The sequence below is a fragment of the Embleya australiensis genome (assembly GCF_051903075.1).
Taxonomy (GTDB): Bacteria; Actinomycetota; Actinomycetes; order Streptomycetales; family Streptomycetaceae; genus Embleya.
In genome coordinates this window covers 1,071,844-1,091,208 of the sequence record NZ_CP182423.1, presented here as the reverse complement: position 1 = coordinate 1,091,208, position 19,365 = coordinate 1,071,844, and the positions used below count along the sequence as shown (strand labels likewise).

General features: G+C 71.0%; 22 protein-coding genes and 2 pseudogenes. 14 read left to right on the top strand and 10 right to left on the bottom strand.

What is annotated here, in order from left to right:
- Positions 1-134 precede the first annotated feature (134 nt).
- Complete coding sequence (locus tag ACMXN5_RS35010) at positions 135-731, top strand: class I SAM-dependent methyltransferase (RefSeq protein WP_439678918.1); 597 nt, start codon at positions 135-137, stop codon at positions 729-731.
- 45 nt (positions 732-776) lie between these two features.
- Here the strand turns inward: ACMXN5_RS35010 and ACMXN5_RS35005 are convergent, their stop codons facing one another.
- On the bottom strand, positions 777-1,382 hold the full coding sequence (locus ACMXN5_RS35005) for a YbhB/YbcL family Raf kinase inhibitor-like protein (protein WP_439678917.1): 606 nt from the start codon (positions 1,380-1,382) through the stop codon (positions 777-779).
- A 325-nt stretch (positions 1,383-1,707) separates the two neighbouring features.
- Here ACMXN5_RS35005 and ACMXN5_RS35000 point away from each other — a divergent pair, with 325 nt between their 5' ends.
- Together ACMXN5_RS35000 and ACMXN5_RS34995 are read left to right on the top strand one after the other, a co-directional pair.
- Positions 1,708-2,304 carry a DUF7691 family protein gene (locus ACMXN5_RS35000; protein ID WP_439678916.1) on the top strand — a complete coding sequence of 199 codons (597 nt, stop codon included), beginning with the start codon at positions 1,708-1,710 and terminating at the stop codon, positions 2,302-2,304.
- A 35-nt stretch (positions 2,305-2,339) separates the two neighbouring features.
- Positions 2,340-2,411: pseudogene (locus tag ACMXN5_RS34995) on the top strand (DUF6332 family protein); the annotation flags it as partial.
- A 48-nt stretch (positions 2,412-2,459) separates the two neighbouring features.
- Here the strand turns inward: ACMXN5_RS34995 and ACMXN5_RS34990 are convergent.
- Together ACMXN5_RS34990 and ACMXN5_RS34985 are read right to left on the bottom strand one after the other, a co-directional pair.
- Positions 2,460-2,558, bottom strand: a pseudogene (locus ACMXN5_RS34990) (threonine dehydratase); the annotation flags it as partial.
- A 28-nt stretch (positions 2,559-2,586) separates the two neighbouring features.
- On the bottom strand, positions 2,587-2,823 hold the full coding sequence (locus ACMXN5_RS34985) for a DUF5988 family protein (protein WP_380007793.1): 237 nt from the start codon (positions 2,821-2,823) through the stop codon (positions 2,587-2,589).
- A 323-nt stretch (positions 2,824-3,146) separates the two neighbouring features.
- Here ACMXN5_RS34985 and ACMXN5_RS34980 point away from each other — a divergent pair, with 323 nt between their 5' ends.
- Positions 3,147-3,563, top strand: a complete 417-nt coding sequence (locus ACMXN5_RS34980) for an ATP-binding protein (protein ID WP_439678915.1) — start codon at positions 3,147-3,149, stop codon at positions 3,561-3,563.
- Positions 3,564-3,625: 62 nt separating this feature from the next.
- Here the strand turns inward: ACMXN5_RS34980 and ACMXN5_RS34975 are convergent, their stop codons facing one another.
- Both ACMXN5_RS34975 and ACMXN5_RS34970 read right to left on the bottom strand, forming a co-directional pair.
- A complete protein-coding gene (locus ACMXN5_RS34975) occupies positions 3,626-4,327 on the bottom strand; it encodes an HAD family hydrolase (protein ID WP_439678914.1) in 702 nt (233 codons plus the stop codon).
- Between the two features lie 156 nt (positions 4,328-4,483).
- Complete coding sequence (locus ACMXN5_RS34970; protein ID WP_439678913.1) at positions 4,484-5,407, bottom strand: ScbA/BarX family gamma-butyrolactone biosynthesis protein; 924 nt, start codon at positions 5,405-5,407, stop codon at positions 4,484-4,486.
- Positions 5,408-5,560: 153 nt separating this feature from the next.
- Here ACMXN5_RS34970 and ACMXN5_RS34965 point away from each other — a divergent pair, with 153 nt between their 5' ends.
- The gene (locus ACMXN5_RS34965; protein ID WP_439678912.1) at positions 5,561-6,202 is read left to right on the top strand and encodes a ScbR family autoregulator-binding transcription factor; all 642 of its coding nucleotides are present in this window, start codon (positions 5,561-5,563) and stop codon (positions 6,200-6,202) included.
- Positions 6,203-6,323: 121 nt separating this feature from the next.
- Positions 6,324-6,581 (top strand): WhiB family transcriptional regulator, encoded by a 258-nt coding sequence (locus ACMXN5_RS34960; RefSeq protein ID WP_439678911.1) that lies wholly within the window; start codon positions 6,324-6,326, stop codon positions 6,579-6,581.
- A 21-nt stretch (positions 6,582-6,602) separates the two neighbouring features.
- Here ACMXN5_RS34960 and ACMXN5_RS34955 read toward each other — a convergent pair whose 3' ends face one another.
- Together ACMXN5_RS34955 and ACMXN5_RS34950 are read right to left on the bottom strand one after the other, a co-directional pair.
- Positions 6,603-6,800 carry a hypothetical protein gene (locus ACMXN5_RS34955; RefSeq protein WP_395794697.1) on the bottom strand — a complete coding sequence of 66 codons (198 nt, stop codon included), beginning with the start codon at positions 6,798-6,800 and terminating at the stop codon, positions 6,603-6,605.
- A 275-nt stretch (positions 6,801-7,075) separates the two neighbouring features.
- Positions 7,076-8,437, bottom strand: a complete 1,362-nt coding sequence (locus tag ACMXN5_RS34950) for a M64 family metallopeptidase (RefSeq protein ID WP_439678910.1) — start codon at positions 8,435-8,437, stop codon at positions 7,076-7,078.
- A gap of 161 nt (positions 8,438-8,598) precedes the next feature.
- Here ACMXN5_RS34950 and ACMXN5_RS34945 point away from each other — a divergent pair, with 161 nt between their 5' ends.
- The 5 genes from ACMXN5_RS34945 to ACMXN5_RS34925 all read left to right on the top strand — a co-directional run bounded on the left by ACMXN5_RS34945 (position 8,599) and on the right by ACMXN5_RS34925 (position 13,088).
- The gene (locus ACMXN5_RS34945) at positions 8,599-9,978 is read left to right on the top strand and encodes a tetratricopeptide repeat protein (RefSeq protein WP_439678909.1); all 1,380 of its coding nucleotides are present in this window, start codon (positions 8,599-8,601) and stop codon (positions 9,976-9,978) included.
- A gap of 59 nt (positions 9,979-10,037) precedes the next feature.
- Positions 10,038-10,265 (top strand): hypothetical protein, encoded by a 228-nt coding sequence (locus tag ACMXN5_RS34940; RefSeq protein WP_078982148.1) that lies wholly within the window; start codon positions 10,038-10,040, stop codon positions 10,263-10,265.
- A 27-nt stretch (positions 10,266-10,292) separates the two neighbouring features.
- Positions 10,293-10,790: a Clp protease N-terminal domain-containing protein gene (locus tag ACMXN5_RS34935; protein WP_439678908.1), complete on the top strand. Its 498-nt coding sequence runs from the start codon at positions 10,293-10,295 to the stop codon at positions 10,788-10,790.
- 61 nt (positions 10,791-10,851) lie between these two features.
- Positions 10,852-11,652: a hypothetical protein gene (locus ACMXN5_RS34930; protein ID WP_439678907.1), complete on the top strand. Its 801-nt coding sequence runs from the start codon at positions 10,852-10,854 to the stop codon at positions 11,650-11,652.
- 212 nt (positions 11,653-11,864) lie between these two features.
- Positions 11,865-13,088, top strand: coding sequence for a ricin-type beta-trefoil lectin domain protein (locus ACMXN5_RS34925; protein ID WP_439678906.1), 1,224 nt, complete (start codon positions 11,865-11,867; stop codon positions 13,086-13,088).
- 98 nt (positions 13,089-13,186) lie between these two features.
- Here the strand turns inward: ACMXN5_RS34925 and ACMXN5_RS34920 are convergent, their stop codons facing one another.
- On the bottom strand, positions 13,187-16,249 hold the full coding sequence (locus ACMXN5_RS34920) for a lantibiotic dehydratase (protein ID WP_439678905.1): 3,063 nt from the start codon (positions 16,247-16,249) through the stop codon (positions 13,187-13,189).
- Positions 16,250-16,336: 87 nt separating this feature from the next.
- Between ACMXN5_RS34920 and ACMXN5_RS34915 the strand changes: the two genes are divergently transcribed.
- Complete coding sequence (locus ACMXN5_RS34915) at positions 16,337-16,720, top strand: VOC family protein (RefSeq protein ID WP_439678904.1); 384 nt, start codon at positions 16,337-16,339, stop codon at positions 16,718-16,720.
- Between the two features lie 54 nt (positions 16,721-16,774).
- The gene (locus ACMXN5_RS34910) at positions 16,775-17,623 is read left to right on the top strand and encodes a GntR family transcriptional regulator (RefSeq protein WP_439678903.1); all 849 of its coding nucleotides are present in this window, start codon (positions 16,775-16,777) and stop codon (positions 17,621-17,623) included.
- An 87-nt stretch (positions 17,624-17,710) separates the two neighbouring features.
- Here ACMXN5_RS34910 and ACMXN5_RS34905 read toward each other — a convergent pair whose 3' ends face one another.
- The gene (locus ACMXN5_RS34905; RefSeq protein WP_439678902.1) at positions 17,711-17,839 is read right to left on the bottom strand and encodes a hypothetical protein; all 129 of its coding nucleotides are present in this window, start codon (positions 17,837-17,839) and stop codon (positions 17,711-17,713) included.
- Between the two features lie 209 nt (positions 17,840-18,048).
- On the opposite strand from ACMXN5_RS34905, the gene ACMXN5_RS34900 reads away from it, so the two are divergent.
- Complete coding sequence (locus ACMXN5_RS34900) at positions 18,049-18,567, top strand: hypothetical protein (RefSeq protein WP_439678901.1); 519 nt, start codon at positions 18,049-18,051, stop codon at positions 18,565-18,567.
- 49 nt (positions 18,568-18,616) lie between these two features.
- On the opposite strand, the gene ACMXN5_RS34895 is transcribed toward ACMXN5_RS34900, so the two are convergent.
- Positions 18,617-19,234, bottom strand: coding sequence for a hypothetical protein (locus ACMXN5_RS34895; RefSeq protein ID WP_439678900.1), 618 nt, complete (start codon positions 19,232-19,234; stop codon positions 18,617-18,619).
- Positions 19,235-19,365: the final 131 nt, after the last annotated feature.

The window sequence follows — 19,365 nt, the reverse complement described above, 5'->3', positions numbered from 1 at the left end:
CCCTTTTTCGTGGGGGCGGCCGGGCATCTCGCCGACGGATGACAGGAGTTCGGCACGTGGATCATCGGGGCCCCGACTCCGTCCCGGGATTCGCCGCCGCCTAACCTGTTGATCGACTCGGGAGCTCGATGGACATGACGAACTACGCTCGTATGTACCGCTTCGGAATGACGCCCTGGGAGTCGTACGGGAAGGCCTCGGGGGAAAGCATCGCGGCGGTACTCGCTCGTGAGGACGTCGACCGACCGCGACCACTCGGCCGAGCGCTCGATCTGGGGTGCGGGCGTGGCCAGTTCACCCCGGAACTCGCCCGGCGGGGCTGGCACGCCGTGGGCATCGACTACGTGCCGGCCGCGATCGAGGCGGCGCGACAGCGGGGCGACGAAGGTGCCACCTACGTCGTGGGCGACGTGACCGACCTCGGATCGGCCGATCTGGGCACCTTCGATCTCTTCCTCGACATCGGCTGCTTCCAGGGCTTCGACGTCGACCAGCGAAAGGCCGTCGGCCGCGGGGTCACGGCCCTGGCCGAGCCCGATGCCACGCTGCTGATCCTCGCGTTCGGCCCGACCCGGTACCGCTCCCTCGTGGGCGGCACGAGTCGGGACGAGATCGAAGCCGCGTTCCCCGACTGGGAGTTGTCGACCGTCGAGCCGGCCCCCACGGCGGGCCTGGGCCGGCCGATGAACCGGACCAAACCCCAGTGGTTCCGGCTGCGCCGCCGGTCCTGATCCGCGCGCGGATGCCGGCGCGCCGCGCGTCTGGGCACCGTCGGGCTACGACTCGCCGCTGATCCTGGCCGAGCCGATCGAGGCGGCGGCGATCGTCCTGGCGGCGGTCTGCGTCGAGGAGCCGGAGTTCAGCTCGGTGAGCGACGTCCGGTCGAGCGCGTGGACGACGAACTCGTAGGTGTTCACGGTCGACGGCGAGCACGGCCCCTGGTAGCCGTACAGGCTCGCGCTGCCCCGGTAGTAGACCTGCCTGGCTCCGGCCGGCACCGACGGCCGATAGGCGTGGTCGACGTTCTGGGGCAGCGAGGTGGTGCCGACCGGGATGTCGTAGATGACCCAGTGGATGAGGTTGGCGTTGTCGAGATCGCGCATGACGATCGCGTAGCTCTTGGCGGCGGCCGGCGCGCCCGACCAGGCCAGGGGCGGGGACTCGTTCCTCTTGGCCGGGTCGTGGCCGCCACCGCTGGTGCACTCGTGGACCTTGGGGATGAGGCCGCCGTCCGCGAACGCGGCGCTGGACAGGGCGAAGGCGTTGCGATCCGCCGGGGACGCCGGCGCAGACGATGCCGAGGATGCCGACGCGGCGACGGGCGAGAGGCCGACGGCGCAGGTGACGAGCAGGGCGCACAGCACGATTCGTGTGCTTCTCACTGGAGGCTCCCGTGGATGCTTTTGGCGTGCGGTGGATTCAGCCTAGGCATCCCGGATTCCGGCGGCCAACACCTCATACGAAGGCCGAGTTTTCCATTTCGGTCAACATCTCAGCCGGATTCCCGTCCGACAACGAAGCGCCGGTGCCGACCGCGACGTCTACTCGGGATAGGTGTACTCGGCGCCCGGACCGGCGGGGGAGGAGTAGCCGTTCGAGACCACGGTCACGTTCACGGTGGTGGGGTCGGTCGGGCCGCCTCGGGCCGCCTCGGGGCTTGCGCAGCCCTCGATGGGGGGTGTCGGCCGGTGCGGATAGGTTGGCGGTATGAGTCTTTCGCTGTCGTTGTTCCTGGTCGACCCCGAACTCCCGCGTGCCGTCGTGGGATCCGGTGACGTGCGGGTTCGCCGCGCGATCGGTGGGCGGTTCAAGCAGGAGATGTCGCAGGACGACGACTATTTCGCGCACGAGATCGAGAACGGCGCGCCGACGCGATACGAGGCGCTGACGGCGGTCGTGGAAGGCGGCCCGTTCGAGGAGCGGCACGCCTTCCAGTACGGGTACGCGTACCGGATGATCTGCGCCTTCCACGGGCGCCGGTTGTGGGGCAACAGCTTCTCGCCCTTCAAGTTCGCGTGGCTGGGGCACGTCGACGAGGCCCTGAAGTCCCTCGGCATCGAGGCCGTCACGGTGTCCGAATTCGGCTACGGCCTGCCCGAGCCGCTCCCCAACACCGACCTCCCCGGCCACGGCGTCTGGACGCCGGAAGCCTGCGCCACCGCACTGTCCCAGTACAAGGCCGTCACCGAGGAACAACTCGCGGCCCTGGACGGCGACGTCCGCGAGGCAGTCGAAGAACTGGGCACCTGGCTCCACGAAGCCCACACCCACCCGGGCCGCGGCATCGTGGGCTTCCTGTCCTGATGCCCGGGGCACCCGTGCCCGTGTGAGACCGGGGCGTGGACATGGGGCGGGAATCGCGGTGGGAGAAGGACGCGATGACGGTGGAGATCGTGTTCGCCCTGGTGACGGTCGACGCCGGGCGCCGACGACTCCAGCACGTGGCGGACGCCGGTGGCGAGCGCGTCGCAGCGGTACGGCGGAGTGTCGAGAAAAACCGGGTCGATCACCCGCCGAGCCGCCCGGATCCGAGCCGTGTCGAGTCGCGTCCCTTGCACGAGACGACGGCGCAGTGCCGCCCGGCGGCTATTCGGCGATGCGTGTGGAGTAGCTCCAGCGGTAGAGCGGCAGGTGCGCGCCGTCCAACTCCACCGCGCCACCGGTGTATTCGTAATGTTCCCGCCCGTTGCGGAAGGCCACGGACACCTTTTCGGGTATGCCCGGTCCGTTCACCACCAGAACCGCCGGCATCTCGGGGATCCCACCCGTCAGAGCCACCCGCACCTCGTCGCCCGGATGGGTGGGAATCGCGCCACTGGTCATCGTCCACCTCGCATCTTCCACCTCGCATCACCCGTCACCGCGCAAGGGCCGCACGGCGAGACCGACCGGGAGTCGCTCGCCCCGCAAGCACAACATCACCGGAGGTATCCGGCACAGGGCGCACGAATGCATCGTGGGCGCGCGGACGGGCCAGGAGAACGCCCGGATACCTTCGGTGACTTCTTCCACGCCCTTGCGTGTCCCACGAGACAGCGTGTATGTCGCGAACACCGACGTGCACGACGGTGATCCTCGGGGCGGCGTGAGTGCGACCGTACGGGGCAGACGTCCGGTCGACGGCGACCAAGCGAGAGGAGCATGACATGGCTGACCTGCGAGCGGTCGGGTGGGCACACTCCTTTCCGATCGGCGGCGGTGTGGAGGCGGGTCGGCGCTGGGCCCGGGAGCGGCTGGCCTGCCTGTCCTGGACGGCGGACGCCCCGGAGACGGTGGACGACATCCTCCTCACGGTCTCGGAACTGATCACCAACGCCCACGTCCACGCGCACAGCACGGCCCGACTGGTCCTGGCCTGGGACAGCCGCTGCCTGAACGTCTACGTCGCCGACACCGGCCCGGGACTGCCGGCCCCGCGCGGCGCCGAGAGTCTCGCCACCTCGGGCCGGGGCCTGGCCATCGTCGACGCGATCGCCGACGAATGGCACACCCACCCCACCCCGCACGGCAAGGCCATCACCGCCTGCTTCCACCCACCGGGCACCTCTGCGCACGACGGATGATCAACCGCCGCCCCCCGCGACCGGCATGCGCCCGGTCGCGGAGAGTGACGATCGGGCCGCGCTCAGATGCGTACGCAGGCGCCCACCGGCTCGCGCGAATCGGCCCAGGCGACCAGGGCCGCGTCGGCCAGCGTGGGCACCCACATGTCCACGAGGGCCAGCTCCTCGTCGCGCGGGGCGGCCCCCACACCCAGGACTCGCAGACCCGCGCGCGAGGCGGACAGGATCCCGCAGTAGGAGTCCTCGACCGCCAGGCACACGGACGGCGGCGCGCCGCAGGCCCGCGCCGCGGCGAGATAGACGTCCGGGTCGGGCTTGGGCCGCAACGTCGCGTCCGGGACCACGATGTCGGTGAAGTACGGAAGCAGCCCGGCCTGCGCCAACCCCGACTCCACGACGTCGCGCGGGCAATTGCTCGCCACCGCCAACGGTGCGAAGTCGGCGGCCAGACGTACGAGTTCACTTGCGCCCGGAATGGTTACGGGGGCGGCGGCGACCAACTTCCGGAAGTGGTCCAGAAGTTGCGCCGTCACCTGGTCGGCCTGGCCGCCGGAGAGCCCGATCACCTCGGTCATGACCCGTCCGCATTCGGTGAAATGCAGGCCCTTCGTACGTTCGCCGAAGTCGTCCGGGGTCTCCATGCCGTATCCGCGCAGCACCAGTTCGCGTGCCTCTTCCCAGTGGCGCTCGCTGTCCATCAGCGTGCCGTCGCAATCGAAGACGATTGCCGCGGGAGTCCAGGAGAGAAGGGAGTTTCCTGCCATTGGTGAGCCATCCGATCGAGAGACGTGGATCCGGGGCGACACCCCGCCCGAGGCGTCGGCGGGCGGGGTATGCCCCGAAACATAACGATCATTACGCTAGGACGAACACACTCCGTATTCAAATAACGACGGATTGTCCGCGTGTCGCCCTCGGGGTCAGCGGTAGCGCGCCGCGCCCAGGGCCGTGTACGCCCCGCCCTGACGAACGCGGAACGAGGCCTGTCGACCGCGGTGCAGCGTGCACTCGATCCGCGCGGGCGGGTCGAACTCGGTGAACCGGGGAGTACGCAGGCGAAACGCCGTCGGCCGAAGCAGTTCGCCGCCGCTCACCAGCGCGATCGCCTGCCGGGCGGCCTCGACGAGCACCATCCCGGGCATGTGGTCACAGGGGTGATCGAAGAAGAACGGATGCAGCCGATCGGCCGGATCCACCTCCAGGACACCGCCGTCGGATTCGGCGACCAGCACGTCCCGGGGCAGCGTCGCGTCCACCGCCTCCGGCGTCGGCCGTACACGCGGAGCCGCCGGGCGCGCCCCCGCCGCGCCCCGGCGCAGCGCCGCGTACGCGTCCGGGTCCAGGAAGCGTGCGTTACCCCCCGCGCGGGCGAAGGTCGTGGCGCCGACCGACAGTCGCAGCCGCAGCCGCAGCCCCCGCAATCCGCGGCCGTCGTGCGTGGGGCGGAAGTCGTCGACCTGGGCCAAACAGGTGATATCGCTGGCGCCACCCGTCGAACGTGGCTCCGCCGAGGCGTCGACACCGTAGAAAAGGTCCTTGATCAGGAAGTGTGCCTCCGGAGGCACCGCATAGAACTGCGCCGGAATGAAGATTCCGAGCTGACGGAGGGTTTCCAGGACCATCAGCCGACTGTGGCCACCGTCGTCGGCGGGGCGAAACGTGGGATGGGAGCAGGGCCACTGGGCGGCGGCCAGGAAGGTCGTGCCCGCGAGCCGGACCACGTCGGTGAGCAGCACCTCGGCCACCGACACTCGATGTACCGATTCCCGTTCCACGGTGCGCGACCAGCTCAGGAGCCTCGCCGACGAGCGCGAGGACGCCGTGTCGCCGCCAAGAGCAACCATGAACACAAGCAGAACCCAGGTGCCGGGAAGGTGCATGTCGTCTCCGCTCCACCCGTCGGGCGGCGGCGCGCGGGGCCCGGCGATCCGGCCCGCCGGAGCGGCCCGAGGGCAGACGGTTCCCAACCGGGCGTTCGAGTTGGAGGTAGGTGGCACGTGCAGGCACGGGCAGGGGCGACTCGCCGGTCTCTTCTGGAGACCGCGGCATGTCTATTCCATGAGCGAGGTTTCGCGGGTACCAGCATCAGCGACATCGGCAACGCGTCGGGACTCACCAGCGGGGCCATCTATTTCCACTTCTCGAACAAGGACGCCCTGGCCCGCGCGATCGTCGAGGCACACTTCGACACGTGGCCGGTGTTGATCGAACGACACACCGGGGCCGCTGTGCCGGCGGTGGTGGGGCTGGTGCGGTTGAGCTTCGACGTGGCCCGGGCGTTTCGGGACGATCCGCTCGTGCGAGGTGGAGCGCGGTTGTGGAGCGAGCGGTACGGGATCGACGCGACGCTGCCCGCGCCGTTCGTGGGCTGGATCACCGCCGTCCGAGCGCTGCTGGAGCGGGCGCGGGAGGAGGGCGTACTCGCGGAGCGGATCGATCCGGCCGGGGCGGCGAAATCGATCATCCACGCGTTCTTCGGCCTGCATACCGTCTCCGACGCGCTCTCCGGCCGGGCCGACATCGAGAACGACCTCACCGACCTGTGGCGGCTGCTCCTCCCGGCCCTGCTGGCCGATCCGGACGCGGCGGAGGACACGTTGCGGCTCGCCCTCCCGGCCGTCGACGAAGTGCGAGCGTGAGGATCCGCGAACTTCCGCAGGGTTTCGCCGACTCGGCCGGTTGGGTGGAGGTATCCCGGGCAGCAGGGCCGAGAACCCGAACCGCGGGGCCGCGCCCCTCGGCGCGGCCGGAAAGGAAGACATGGACTGGCGATCCGCCGCTGCCTGTACGCACGAAGACCCCGAACTGTTCTTCCCGGTCGGCAACTCCGGCCCGGCCAGAGAGCAGATCGACCAGGCGAAATCCGTCTGCCGACGATGCCCCGTGATCGATCGTTGCCTCTCCTGGGCGATGGCGACCAAGCAGGAGAGCGGTGTGTGGGGCGGCCTCAGCGAGGACGAACGCCGCGCGCTGCGCAGAAGAAACACCCGCCGGCACCACAACCGCCACGCGGCCTGAGCCGGGATCCCGCGTCGACGGTCACGGCTCCGGTTGCAGGCGCGCCTTGAACTGCCGCGTCGTCGGCGGCGGTACCGCCTGGGTGAAGTTGGCGAAGGGCTCCGCGGCGGCGATCAGGGCCGCCAGGGCCGGGGAGGTCGCGGCGTCCGGATGCGCGGTGAGCGCCTCACGGGCCTGCACGATCGCAGCCCGCAGTTCCTCGTGGCGAGTGGTCGGCATCGCGATTTCCCTCCCGGACGGGCACGAGGATCGTCCGACAGATTCCGACCTCGGTACGGCAAACATTATCCGAGGCGGAGGATGCGAAGCGCATGCAACCCCGCACCCACCGCCGTGGCCAAACGGCCACGACGTGCCGATCGGCGCCCGAGGGGCCGGACGAGACGGCGCGACCCCGGCGCGAGGGGCGCGCCGGGGTCGCCGTGCCGCCGTGGTGTGTGCTCGGGCGCGGATGATCCGGGCTGAACTGGACGATCTGGGTCAAACCCGGATGATCAGGCCCGTACGACCCAGGTCAGACTCGTGCGCAGGGTCTCGGCGACGACGGGGTCACGGACCGAGTCGGTCGGGTCGACGACCACCACGGTCAACCGGTGCGGCCCCGGGCGACGCGGGTCGAGGCGCAGTTCGGAGACCTGCATCGTGTCCTCCCGAGCCGGGGGCTTCAGCGGCTTGTCGTCGAGGTACCACCGCACCCGAAGCGGCCGCGCGGCCGGACCGGTGGGTCGGGCCAGGGCGATGCGTGCGCTGTCCTCGGCTCGCAACGTCCGTGCCGTCGGGGTGAGGGCGTGTGCCGCGGAGGCGTGTCGGTGGAAGCCGGCGATCATCGCCTCGACACCGGGCAGATTGAAGGGCTTGCCGGTGAAGCGCATCAGCGAGCCGTCTGTCGGCCGGTTCAGGCCGGTCACGTAGTAGCCGCCGCCCGTGTACGCGCCGACCGTGCCGCCGTCCGGTGAGGTCTGGCCCAGCCAGCGATACCACTTGGTGCGGGTGCTCCGCATTCGCGCGGCGGACAGTTCGGTGATGTTGGACTCGCCCGGTTCGGGGCCGGTGTAGTGCTCGTAGCCGGGGACGCCGGGATAGAAGTACTCGTCGGCGAGCTTGCCGAGCGAGTGCCCCGTCTCGTGGATGGCGACCTGGCCCGACTGGGCGTTGTGCGCTGAGGAGGTGGCGATGCCCTCGTAACCGAGCGTCGGGCTGGGCGTGTTGTAGCCGGCGCCGCCGTACTTGGCGCTGTTCGCGAGCACCATCACCAGGTCGACAGCCGGCGCGTTGTCGACGTACGAATCGACCTTGGCCTCGTCGACGCACAGCAGCCGTTCGGTGTTCTCGCACCAGAAGTAGGATCCGAGTGCCGTGTCCCGGACCACGTCCCGGGACGGGTCGCCGGACACTCCGGACTGGCGGGAAACCGCGTCCACCGCCCAGACGTTGAAGAGGTTCGCGTACGTCGTGTACGGCTCGACGGCCACGATCTCCGCCCAGCGCTCCCTGACGTCCGTGTGGAATCGCGCGAGTTCACCCGCGGTGTAGCCGTCGCCGACGAAGACGATGTCGAGGCGGTCCGTGGTGGGGCCGTTGTCGACGACCTTGGTGACCGCGCCGTCGCCCGGCGCGGTTTCGGGGGAGAGGACGCCCGGTGGCGATCCCTCCCTGCCCCGCCGGGAGACCCAGGTGTACCCGGAGCCCGCCTCGGTGTGCGGTTGCGCGAGCGCGGTGGGTCCCGCGGATTCGGGGCCGGGGATCTCGACTTGGACCCGGTCGGTGGTCGGTTTGTTCGCGGCGGCACCGGCGGCCGCACCCGGGGCGGTGACGACGGCGCACACGAAAGCGACGGCCGCGGCGACCGCCGTCACGGATGTGCGAAGGGATGTACTCGATCTGCGCAAGGGATTCTCCTTGGCACGCGAGGGGAGATAGATCCGGACTTCAGTGAATCCAAGTCCGAACTTAAGCTAAACGTCGGCGCGTTGCCGCACAATGCCTCGGGGCGAGGAACAACCGCAGGGGGTACTCGATGGACGAGCCGGCCGAGATCGGAAGCCGCATCCAACGCATGCGCAACCAACTGGGATTGACGCAACGTCAGCTCGCCGAGCCGAGGTACACCGCGGCCCACATCTCCACCCTGGAATCGGGCAAGGCCCGTCCCTCGGAGGCCGCCCTGCGCTTCCTCGCGGGGCAACTCGGCACCACGTACGAGGAGCTGACCACGGGTCACCCCGCCCACCTCGCCACGGAACTGCGCCTCGCGCTCACCGACGCCCAGCGCCTGCTCGCCACCGGCACCTCCGAGCAGGCCGCCCTGCGCTACGGGGAACTGCTCGCCGAGGCCGAGCGGCTGGCGCTGCCGGCCGAGCAGGCCACCGCCCGGATCGGACTCGGCGAGTGCGCGCTGGTGACCGGGAAACCGGCCCGGGCGCGCGCCCACTTCGAGGCGGCCGAGCGGCAACTCGCCGGCGAACCCGCACCCCGGCGGGCCCGCGCCATCCGCGGCCGGGCCGTGGCCCACTTTTTGGCCGGCGAACTCCGCTACGCGTGCTACGTGTTGGAGACCGCCTTGGCCGAACTCGCCGCCGACGACCTGCACGACCCCGACGCGCTCGTCCTGCTGCACGCCGCCTCCATCGCGCCCTACATGGACATGGGGGCGTACGTCCGCGCCGCGCACGCCGCCGAGGTCGCCCTCGCGCTGGCGCCGAGCGTCTCCGATCCCGCCCTGGTGGCCGGCATGCATCGCAGCGTCGCCCGTACCCTCCTGGCGGAGGGCCGCATCGCCGACGCGGACGCCTCGCTGGCCAAGGCGCAGGAGCTGTACCGGCAGCTGCAGCTGCGGACCGAACTCGCCCACTGCCACTGGATGCGCGGCTACGTCCACGCCCAGCACGACGCGCTCGACGCCGCCGAGGCCGAGCTGCGCACCGCGCGCGAGATGCTGGTGGCCCGGCACGCCCGACTGTTCACCGCCCAGGTCGAGGTGGAGCTGGCCGACGTACTGCGCCGTCTCGGCCGGCACGAGGAGGCGCGGGAGTTGTTGTCGGGCGTCCTCGATCTCGACGACACCCGAGGTGCGGTGCACGCGGCGGGCGCCCATCGGCTGCTCGGTCTGATGGCCGAGGAGCGGGGCGAGCCGGAACGCGCCGAGGAGCACTACGTCGGTGCGCTCGGCTTCCTCGAACGCAGCGGCGCGGCGGGAGACTTGGCCGACCTGTGCATGCTCCTGGGCGACCTGCTGCGTCGCATGGGCCGCACCGAGGCCGCGATGGACGTCTACCGCACGGGCCTGCGCAACCGCGCGACCCCGGGCACTACGACACTCGGACCGGCCCTCGGCCGGCCGGCACCGTACGGGGACGCGGAGGACGGGCCGGCGCCGGCGTATCCGTTCGTGCTCTGACCTCCGAACCCCATCAACTTTTGTTGACGGCCCGACGATCCATCAACTAAAGTTGATGTGTGATCGACGCCAAGGACGTTCCCTCGCCCGAGCAACCCGAGGACGCGTTCGCGGCCGTGGTCGCACTGCGCGGCCTCGCCGCGGCGCTGGAGCGGGCGGCGGTGGACCACGCCCTCGCCCAGGGCTGGACCTGGAACCACATCGGCCAGGCGCTGGGCATGAGCGCCCAGGCCGCCCACAAACGACTGTCACCCTCCCGGCGAACGCCACCACCCCAGGACCGGTGATCCACCGGCCCGGCAAGGAGATCCACCGTGGGCATCCGCACCGCGATACACGACATGGGCACAATGAAGCGTCTCTTCACCGGCGCCGAGGAGCAGGCCCGCGCGCTCGGCGAGGAAACCCCGGGCCCCGAGCACCTGCTCCTGGCCGCCCTCACGCTCCCCGACGACTCCGCCCGTACGGCGCTGGCCGCAGTCGGAGCCACCATCGAGGACGTCCGCCGCGCCCTGGCCGAATCCCACGCCGCCGCGCTGCGCTCGGTCGGCATCGACACCGGCACGATCCCCGCCCCCACGCCCGCCCCCGCCCCACGCGGACCGTACCGAGCCTCCGGCACCGCGAACGAGGTATTCCAACGCGCGACGACCCTGGCCAAGGCCGACCGCCCCAAAACCCTGCGCACGGCCCACGTCCTGATCGCGGTGGCCGAACTCGAACACGGCACGGCCGCCCGCGCATTGCGCACCCTCGACATCGCTCCCCAAACCCTGATCGAAGCCGCCCACACAGCCATCCACGCCCAGTAGCCGGCCACCCCGAACAACTCCGGCGCGGGCGCTGTCGGGCCCCGGTGGAAGACTCCCGCGCATGTCTCTCGCCGATCTCACCTTCGACCAATGGCGGTCGTTCGACCTGCCGACGGCTCGCCGACTCGCACAACAGGCCGCCGACCGGGCGGGCGGCCGCGTGGTGGCGGTCGAGGCCGTCGAGCACCTCGGGCCCCGGATGCACCGCGTCCGGATCGAACGCGACACACAGGAGTTCGCCCTGGTCCCGGGCGGCAGGGTGACGCTCGGATTCGACCTCGAAGCCTGGCAGCCGACGCCCGAGCAGGCCGCCGACTACCGGGAAAGCCTGGAGCAGGGCTTCGGGTTCGGCTCCGATCTGCGGGCTCACCTCGCGCACCTGCTCAGTCCGCGCCGGCAGGTCACCGTGGCCACGGTGCTCATGGCCGTGGAGGACGAGAACCTGACCGAGCCGCCCGCCGACATGCCGGCCGTGCTCGCCTCCCGCGGCCTGCGCATGCCGAGTTCCGACGAATGGGAACACGCGTGCGGGGCCGGCGCGGGCACCCTGTTCCGGTGGGGCGACGACTGTCCGCTCGACCGGATCCCCTACGACGATCACACCGGTCCGCAGCACGAGCCGAATGCCTTCGGCCTGCGCATCGCCTACGACACGTATCGGATCGAGGTGACGAGCGATCGCACGGCGGTGCACGGCGGTGATGGCGGGGAGTCCGCCTGTGGTGGTTATGGGGGGATGTTGGGATGGCTTCCCCTGGCGACGGCGAATCGGAATCCCTTTCCGGCCGCCGAGTTCGTCCATGGCTCGGAAGGTGCGGACATGTACGAGGACTTCTCCACCCGACCCGTTCTCGTGCTCTGATTCCTGTCCCGATCGCGCGAGACGGGGTCGGGTTGCGCGGGGGGAGCGGGGGCGGAAATTGTTCCGACCGGTGACCTGTACGGTGTTTTTCGGCCGTGCCGAAAGGTGCGTTCACGGCCTTGAACGAAGGGTTACTGGATTTGAAGGTCACGGGGAAGCGCCGAATATCGTTGGTCGCCGCATTCGCGGCGACCGCTGCGATCGTCGGTGGATTGCAACTTTCGGGCTCGGCGTTCGGTGACCAGGACGGCGACGCCCAACCGGATCCGGTGCCGGTTCAGCAGGCGCTGGACGGGGTCGAGGCGCCTGACTCCGCCTGGTCGGATGTCGACGGCACCAGGTTCGTCAACGGCCGGATGACGATTCCGCCGCTCGCTCCCACCCGGCAGCGTACGGCCGTCGCCGCCGCCGCGGCCGCGCCGTCCGGGCTCGGATGGAAGTCGGCCGGTGCGGCGAAGCTGCTGTCGACCGGCTACACGATCAAGTTCTACGATCAGAAGTCGGTCGACTGGCTGGCGCCGTACGTCAAACGCTCCGCCGCCGAGATCCAGCACGAGACGGCGCTGCCGATCACGGTCGACACCAAGCCGGTCGGTCACGACTACGTGCGCCCCAAGGGCGAGATCGTGATCGGCGCGTTCCTGAACCCGTGTGTGACGACCACCGACGGCAGTCCGTGGAAGGTCGTCATGGACGGATCCGGGACGCCGGGGTGGAGTTGCGGGTTCCACGCGCGCAGCACTCCGGACACGGTCACCAGCGGGCACGCGTACATCAACACGTCCTTCTTCACCGCCGACGGCAAGCCCACCGCGCGCTTCGGCGAGGTCGGCATGCGGAACCACGTCAGCCACGAACTGGGCCACACCCTGGGTCTGGCGCACGCCGACGACGCGCCCGGGAAGTGCGCCAAGGGCACCGACTCGGATGAGAACCCGGTCATGTGCACGCTCCTGAACGCCTACCCGGACTCCCGAGCGGGCCAGTACGTGCAGCAGTTCGACGTACAGGGGCTCCGCACGCTGGCCGCCGCAGCCGGCGCTCCGGTGCCCCCGCAGGGCAGGATCACCGGGATCGCCGGGAAGTGCCTGGACGTCAAGGGCGGCAAGCCGGCCAACAGCACCCAGATCCAGATCTACACCTGCAACACCGGCCCGGGTCAGTCCTGGATCCTGTATCCGGACGGCACGCTGCGCTCGATGGGCAAGTGCCTGGACGACGCGCGCAACGCGTTCGCCGACGGCACCAAGATCTCGCTGTACGACTGCAACGGCAGCGCCGCGCAGAAGTGGCGGATCGACGCCAACGGCCGCATCGTGCACGTGGCGAGCGGCAAGGTCCTGGACGTGAAGGGCGGAAGCACCGCGAACAGCACGGTGGTGCAGCTCCATTCCGCCAACACGGGCAAGGGGCAACTCTGGAACGTCCCCAAGTAGTCGGGCGACGCGGCACGAACGAGGCGGCCCGGGTCGGATCCACCGACCCGGGCCGTCGCGCGTTCGGGCCCGACGGGCGCGGGACTTCGTCGGTCGGCTCACGGGCGGACCCGGCGGGCCCGAAAGGCCAAGGCCGCCTGGCGGGCGAGGCGTCGGCAGGTTCGTTCCCCGGTCGGGTCGACGCCCAGGGCGCGGTTGTGGTGCAGGCGCAGAAGCGCGTCCAGGATGGCGTCGGTGTCGGTATCGGCGGACAGCAGTTCGCGGTAGGCGGCCAGGGCCTCCGCGCGGGCCGTCCAGGCCGCGGTCAACTCCGGTGGCAGGCCCGCCAGATCGACACCGTCGGCGGTGATCCGGGCCGGGACGGTGTCCGCGATCGCCCGCTCGACCTGCGGTGCCGCGCCGATCGGTTGCGCGGCCAGGCGCCGCATGCCCGCGCCGGGGTCGCCGTGGAACGCGCAGGCGATGCCCACCATCGACAACGCGGCCCACGCGACGGGCGCGAGGTCGATCGTGGGTGCGTGCACGATCCACGCGGCCACCGTGCGCGAGTCGGCGGCGAAGACCCGCTCGGCCGCCGCCATGGCCGCTCCGGCGCCGTAGCGGCCGACTTCGGGCCGGTAGGTGTCCAGCACGAGATGCGACGCGGCCCGCCCGGCGCGCAACTCTCGCGTCCATCGCTCGATCGCCGCCATCACCGCAGCCCGGTCGTGCGGGTCCGGGGTGTGGATGTACAGCCGGAGATGGTCCCGCTCGTGGGTGCCGCGGTGGCGTATGAACCACCGGGCGCGGTCCCGGTCCAGGGCGGCGGCGAGTCCGGGCAGGCGGTGGGCGATGATCTCGTCGAAGCGCTCGGGGTGCGTATGGATCTTCGCGTACACCCACTCCTCACTCGCCGATCCGGGCGCCGCGCCGCACACCGGTTCGGCCGCGAGCCCCGGCAGGCCGAGCAACGGCGAGGGCGCGGGCGGTCGGCGGGCGACCAGGGGGAGGGCGATCTCGTGGACATGACCGCCGATCCACCCGAACTCGGCGGCGGACGCGGCCTCGTGCACGATCGCGTGCCCGCGCTTGCCCAGCCGGCCGCGCAACAGTTCGGCGTGCGCGGGCTCGTCCAGGGACAGGCGCAGGGTGCGGTCGGTGGCGTCGCGCAACTCGACGGTGTCCGGGCACTTCCAGCGGGTGCGCCAGGCCTTCAGGGCGAGTCGCCAGGAGTTTCCGTCGGCGCTCGCGGCCGGCAGGTCGTCCCCGGTCAGCCGCCATCGCGCGGGGGAGAGCACCGAGCGTCCGTACCGCACCCTCGGTAGCCAGGGCAGGAGTTGCGCCCGCGGCCCCCAGTCGAACTCGTACCACTGGGCCCCCAACGCACGCGGCAGCCGGGCGACGAATCGGGCGAGCGGGGACACCTGTCGGTGCAGGGCGAGGGCATGGAACACCTGTGGCTCCACGACGACATGCCGTGAGCGGTCGACCAGGTGCAGCCCGTTCGGGGTGGCCAGTACGTCCAAGTCCCCGCTATCCACCGCGAGTTCCGCGTCGTCGGGGCCACGGTGTTCCCCCAGGGACAGCACGTGGGGCAGATATCGCGGGACGCGGCCGACATTCTGCGCATGGGCGTACACCGGCGGCGTGGCCAACTGCACCCGCAACGCGCCCTCGGTCGCGGGCGGCAGCGCGCGGTACACGTCTTCCAGGCCCGAACCGGTCGCCGTCGGGGTGAACCGTGAGGTGATCGTCCCGGCCGCGCCCGCCGGCGTGACCACGAGGGTGAACTCCCCACGATCCAACGCCCGGACGTTGGGCGCGTGTACGCGCGCGGACAATTCGAGGTGCGGAGGTATGCGCCGCTCGTCGAAGCCCGTGCCGTCGGCCAGGGTACGAATGTCCGCGTCGGTCAACACCACCTCGCCGACGCCGACCCCGTCCGCCATGGCCTCCCACGCCATCGCGAGCAGACGGTCGTCGCGCGGCGTCGCCGTCTCGGCCGGCGCGACCTCCGTGGCGGTGGGATACCCGGCGGGATAACCGAGCCCGGTGTCCGGGGCCACGACGTCGGCCAGCGGCACCGCCGCCCCGACGCCGTACCGGTCGACGAACGCGGCATGGTAGGCCCGCCACGCGGACTCGCCCGCCGGCCGACGCGTCGTACGCAACAACGCGCTCGCGGCCCGCTCCATCTCCCACGCCACCGCATGGGGAACGGCGACCCGGCAGTCGAGCCGTGTATCCACGCCGAGCGCGGTACGGCCCGCATCGGACAACGTCCGCATCCGCGCACCCAGTTCGGCCCGCAACGCGGCCCGGTCGGCGAGCGCCGCCTCGTTGTGTCGGCGCACATCTTCGGCCACCAGGCGCAGTCCGGCCACCAGCGGGGCGACGGCGGGCACCGTGTCCGCGTGCACCCGCCGGAGTTCGGCCACGAGTCGCGCGAGCGGGTCGGTGACGGTCATCGGCGCGCGCAACGCGCTGATCAGGAAGCCGCGCCGCAGGAGATCGGCCGACAGCGCCTCGACCCGGGCGCGGTCGACCCGGGGAAACGCCTCGGCCACGGCGTCGACGAGCGTGCCGAAGCGCACCGGCGCCGCCGCCGCCTCCCGCGCCGCGAGCACGGCCCGCGTACGGCGCACGCTCACCCGGAACGGGCCGTTCGCCAGTTCCAACCGGTCGCCCCGCTCGCTGACCGGCCGGCTGAAAACCACATCCACGCGGGCCAACAGCTCCGGACACGCCTCCAGCCGGTCGACGACGTCGGAGAGCCATTCGGTGTCGACCCGGGCCACCGGCCGATGCCCGGTCCCCCAGTCGAGCCGGGTGTGCGAGCCCACGGTCAACGGTGCGACACCGGCGAACAGGCCGAAGGGCGTGGGGCGTCCGGCGCCGCGCAGCACATAGCGGACCACGGCGGTGGTGGCCCGGCGCACCCGCTTGGGGTCACCGTCGTCGGTGCCGGCGATCAGCGCCTCGACCCGGCGCGCGAGAGTCGGGCCGGCCGCGGTGATGCCGGCGGCGAGCCCGGGCCGCGCCCACGTCCGCCGCAACCACGCCACGCAGTCCGGTACTTCGTCCAGGTCGGGCCACCGCGTGGGGATCTCGCCCAGCGGCGTCACCGCCGCCCGGAGCAGCGCGACCCCGGTGCTGCGGTAGAGCTGCGTCCCGTCCGACACACGATCCTCCGAGGGTGAGCCGAAACACCACCGATCGACTACTGCCTACCCGGGTGTTCGGCGCGAGGATCGGGAAGAATCACGCCCATGGTCTCGGTATTGCAGAATGTGGCGATCGACTGTGCGGATGCCTACGAGTTGGCCCGGTTCTGGAGCGGGGTGACCGGCCGTCCGCTGCATCCGGAGGACAAGCCGGGCGCGCGGGAAACCGAGGTGCAACTCGCGGACGGCCCGGTGTTGTACTTCAACCAGGTGCCCGAGGCCAAGACGGTCAAGAACCGGGTCCATCTGTGTCTGCGCCCCGAGACATCGCGCGACGAAGAGGTGGAGCGACTGCTCGGCCTGGGGGCCTCCTTGTTCGCCGACCACCGGAATCCGGACGGCTCGGGCTGGGTGATCCTCGCCGACCCCGAGGGCAACGAATTCTGTGTGCTGCGCAGTGCGGCCGAACGAGCCGCGATGGACACCTGACGAATCCGCCGGCCCCTTGCCCTGTCGGAATACGGACGGGATTCCTTTATCCCCATGCCGGAGAGCACGCGGTGGGCAAGCTGCTGTATCAATTCGGGCCGGTGGTACGCTTGCGGGGTGCGTAAAGATGCTCGTGACGACGATTCGGTGATCACGGGAATGCCGCATATCCCCGCACTGCTGTTGGTCGGCGCGGAAGATGCCGGGCTCGATCGCACGAACCAGGCCTACCGGGCGATCAGACGCCAGCTCATCGATCTGACGCTGTCGCCCGGTAGCAGCTTCACCGAGACCTCGCTCGCGCGGCAGTGGGACATCAGCAAGACGCCGGTGCGCGAGGCGCTGGCCCGATTGCGGCGCGACGGGCTCGTGGCCGCCCTGCCGCGTGCGGGTTACGTCGTCAGGCCGATCACGCTCCAGGACACCGACGACCTCTGCGGACTGCGCACGCTGCTGTCCGGCGAGGCCGCGTCCGCGGCGGCGCGCCGAGGTGTCGACGGGCCCGCGCTGGAGCGGCTCGAAGTGTTGTCCCGGGTGCATTTCGCGCTCGCGGCGGGCGAGTTGGGGCAGGAGGAGGCATTGCGGGCCTCGATCGAATTCGAGGCCATCATCGCCAACTCCGGCGGCAACACCCGTCTTGCCAAGGCCATCGTCGACGTACTCGACGAACTGGAACGGGTCCTGCGGATGGCCGCGCTGATCGCCCCGGACGCCGCGAGCCCGCCCGGAGAACTGGCGGCCGTCTTCGAAGGGTTGCGCGCGCGGGACGTGGCCGGCACCCACGAGGCGATGCGCAACCGATGCGAGCGCGTGCATCGCGACGTGCTCCAGGTCCTGGCCCGAAGCGCCTCCGTCAACAAGGCGCCGATCGAGATGCCCACGTCACCACTGCCGCCCGCCTAGCGCGTGTCTTCAATGTCCCGTGGAGCTCCACGGGACATTGAAGACACGCGCTAGGACTCCACGACCCCACCCTGTGCGGCCGAGTGCTCAGGCCGGTTCCGGATGCCAGTCGGCGCAGGGTGTGACCGTGAAGCCGCGGCTGGGGAAGACGGCGTCCATGAAGAAGTCGTGGACGGCCGGATCACCGTCGGCGCAGCCGTCGCGCAGCACGGTCACCCGGTATCCGCGACCGGCGAAACAAGGGCCATTCCACGCCGAATCGGCCATGGAAGGAGCATGCGAGCCCCGGGTTCTCCCACGGTTTCGCCAAGCGCGCGTGTGCTCGGAACACGCGCGGCTGGCGTGATCTCCGCACTTGGTATTCCCGCCGGCAAAGCGGGAGTTCGCGAACCGGAACAGGGGGTGGCCCGGTGTCGACCGGTCGGATGTCCAGGGTGGTCGTGGTGGCGAGCGGTGTGCTGATGGTCGCGACGCTCGCCGGGTGCGGCGGGTCCTCGTCGGACCACAAGACCGCGGGTGCCACGGCGACACCGCCACAACCGCGCGCCACCGCCCCCACCGCGACGTCCGCAGCCACGTCGGGCGGCACGACCACGGGCGGCTCCGGCGAGGGTACGGGTGGGCCGACGGCGCGACCGCCCGCCGCGTCGACGTCGGCGGGAGGCGGCCCGGGCGGCAACGCGGCCTTTTGCGCCGACGCGGTCAAGACGATGGCGACCGACGACGAGCTCCACAACGGCCTGCCCGACGCGCAGACGATCCTGGTGTGGGACCGCATGAACAACGAGGCACCCGCGGCCATCAAGGGCAGCGTCGACAACGTCGACCGCCAATTCCACCAGCGGGTCGAACACGGCACGATGGATGACATCGGCGGCTTCGCGGTGGCCTACCAGTCGGTTCTCGAGTGGGTGGCCGGGAACTGCGGTCTGACCCGGTCCTGACCCGGGCACGGCACGTCGGCGGTCGCCGCACCCGGGTGCGGTATTCGCGTCAGGGACGGGAGTCCGCGTTCGGTGTCGCCGGCGACTTGCCGTCCAGGACCGGACGCTGCGGCAGCGACGCGCGGGGCACCTCGAAGCGGGCCAGCCGGATGTACGGGGCGAGGCATTCCGGCGGGGGGCTGCGATCGGGGAGGCGTACGTCGAGCCGGAGCCGGTTCCCGGTCGCGAACAGCCGGGCGCCCTCGGGGTCGAGGCAGCCCGCGTCGACGGTCACGGTCACCACGACGTTGCGGGCGAAGTCCGTTGCGGGGGTGGTTTCCGCCGGGCGCTTGTCCGGGCTGCCGCCGAATACGCCCGCCAGGACGTCCGCGTCCTGTGCCGCCGATTCGGCGATGGCGAACACCTTGGGCAGGCCGCGTGCCTCGGCGAAGGAGATGGTGCGCGTGTCGACCCGCCCGTCGGCGGGGACGGCGGGGGTTCGGATGCCCGTGGGCGTGGCACGCGGTGGCGTTGTGCCCGGCGGGATCGCCGTCTCGGCGGGGGACGCGGCAGGGGTGGCGGCGGGCGAGGTGACGGGGGCGGTGCCCGGTGCGCCGACCGGTGTGTCGGACACCGAGCGGGTCGGCTCTCCCGTCGCGTTCTTTTCCTCGCCGTCATCCGTGAACATGACCCACAGTGCGACTCCGATGCAGGCGACGGCGATCAGTCCGGCGGCGATGACGAGGATCGTCCGGATTCTGGCGGGTGGTCGTGCATTCGACTCGGCCATGGTGATGTGACGTCGGCGCCCGAGGGACG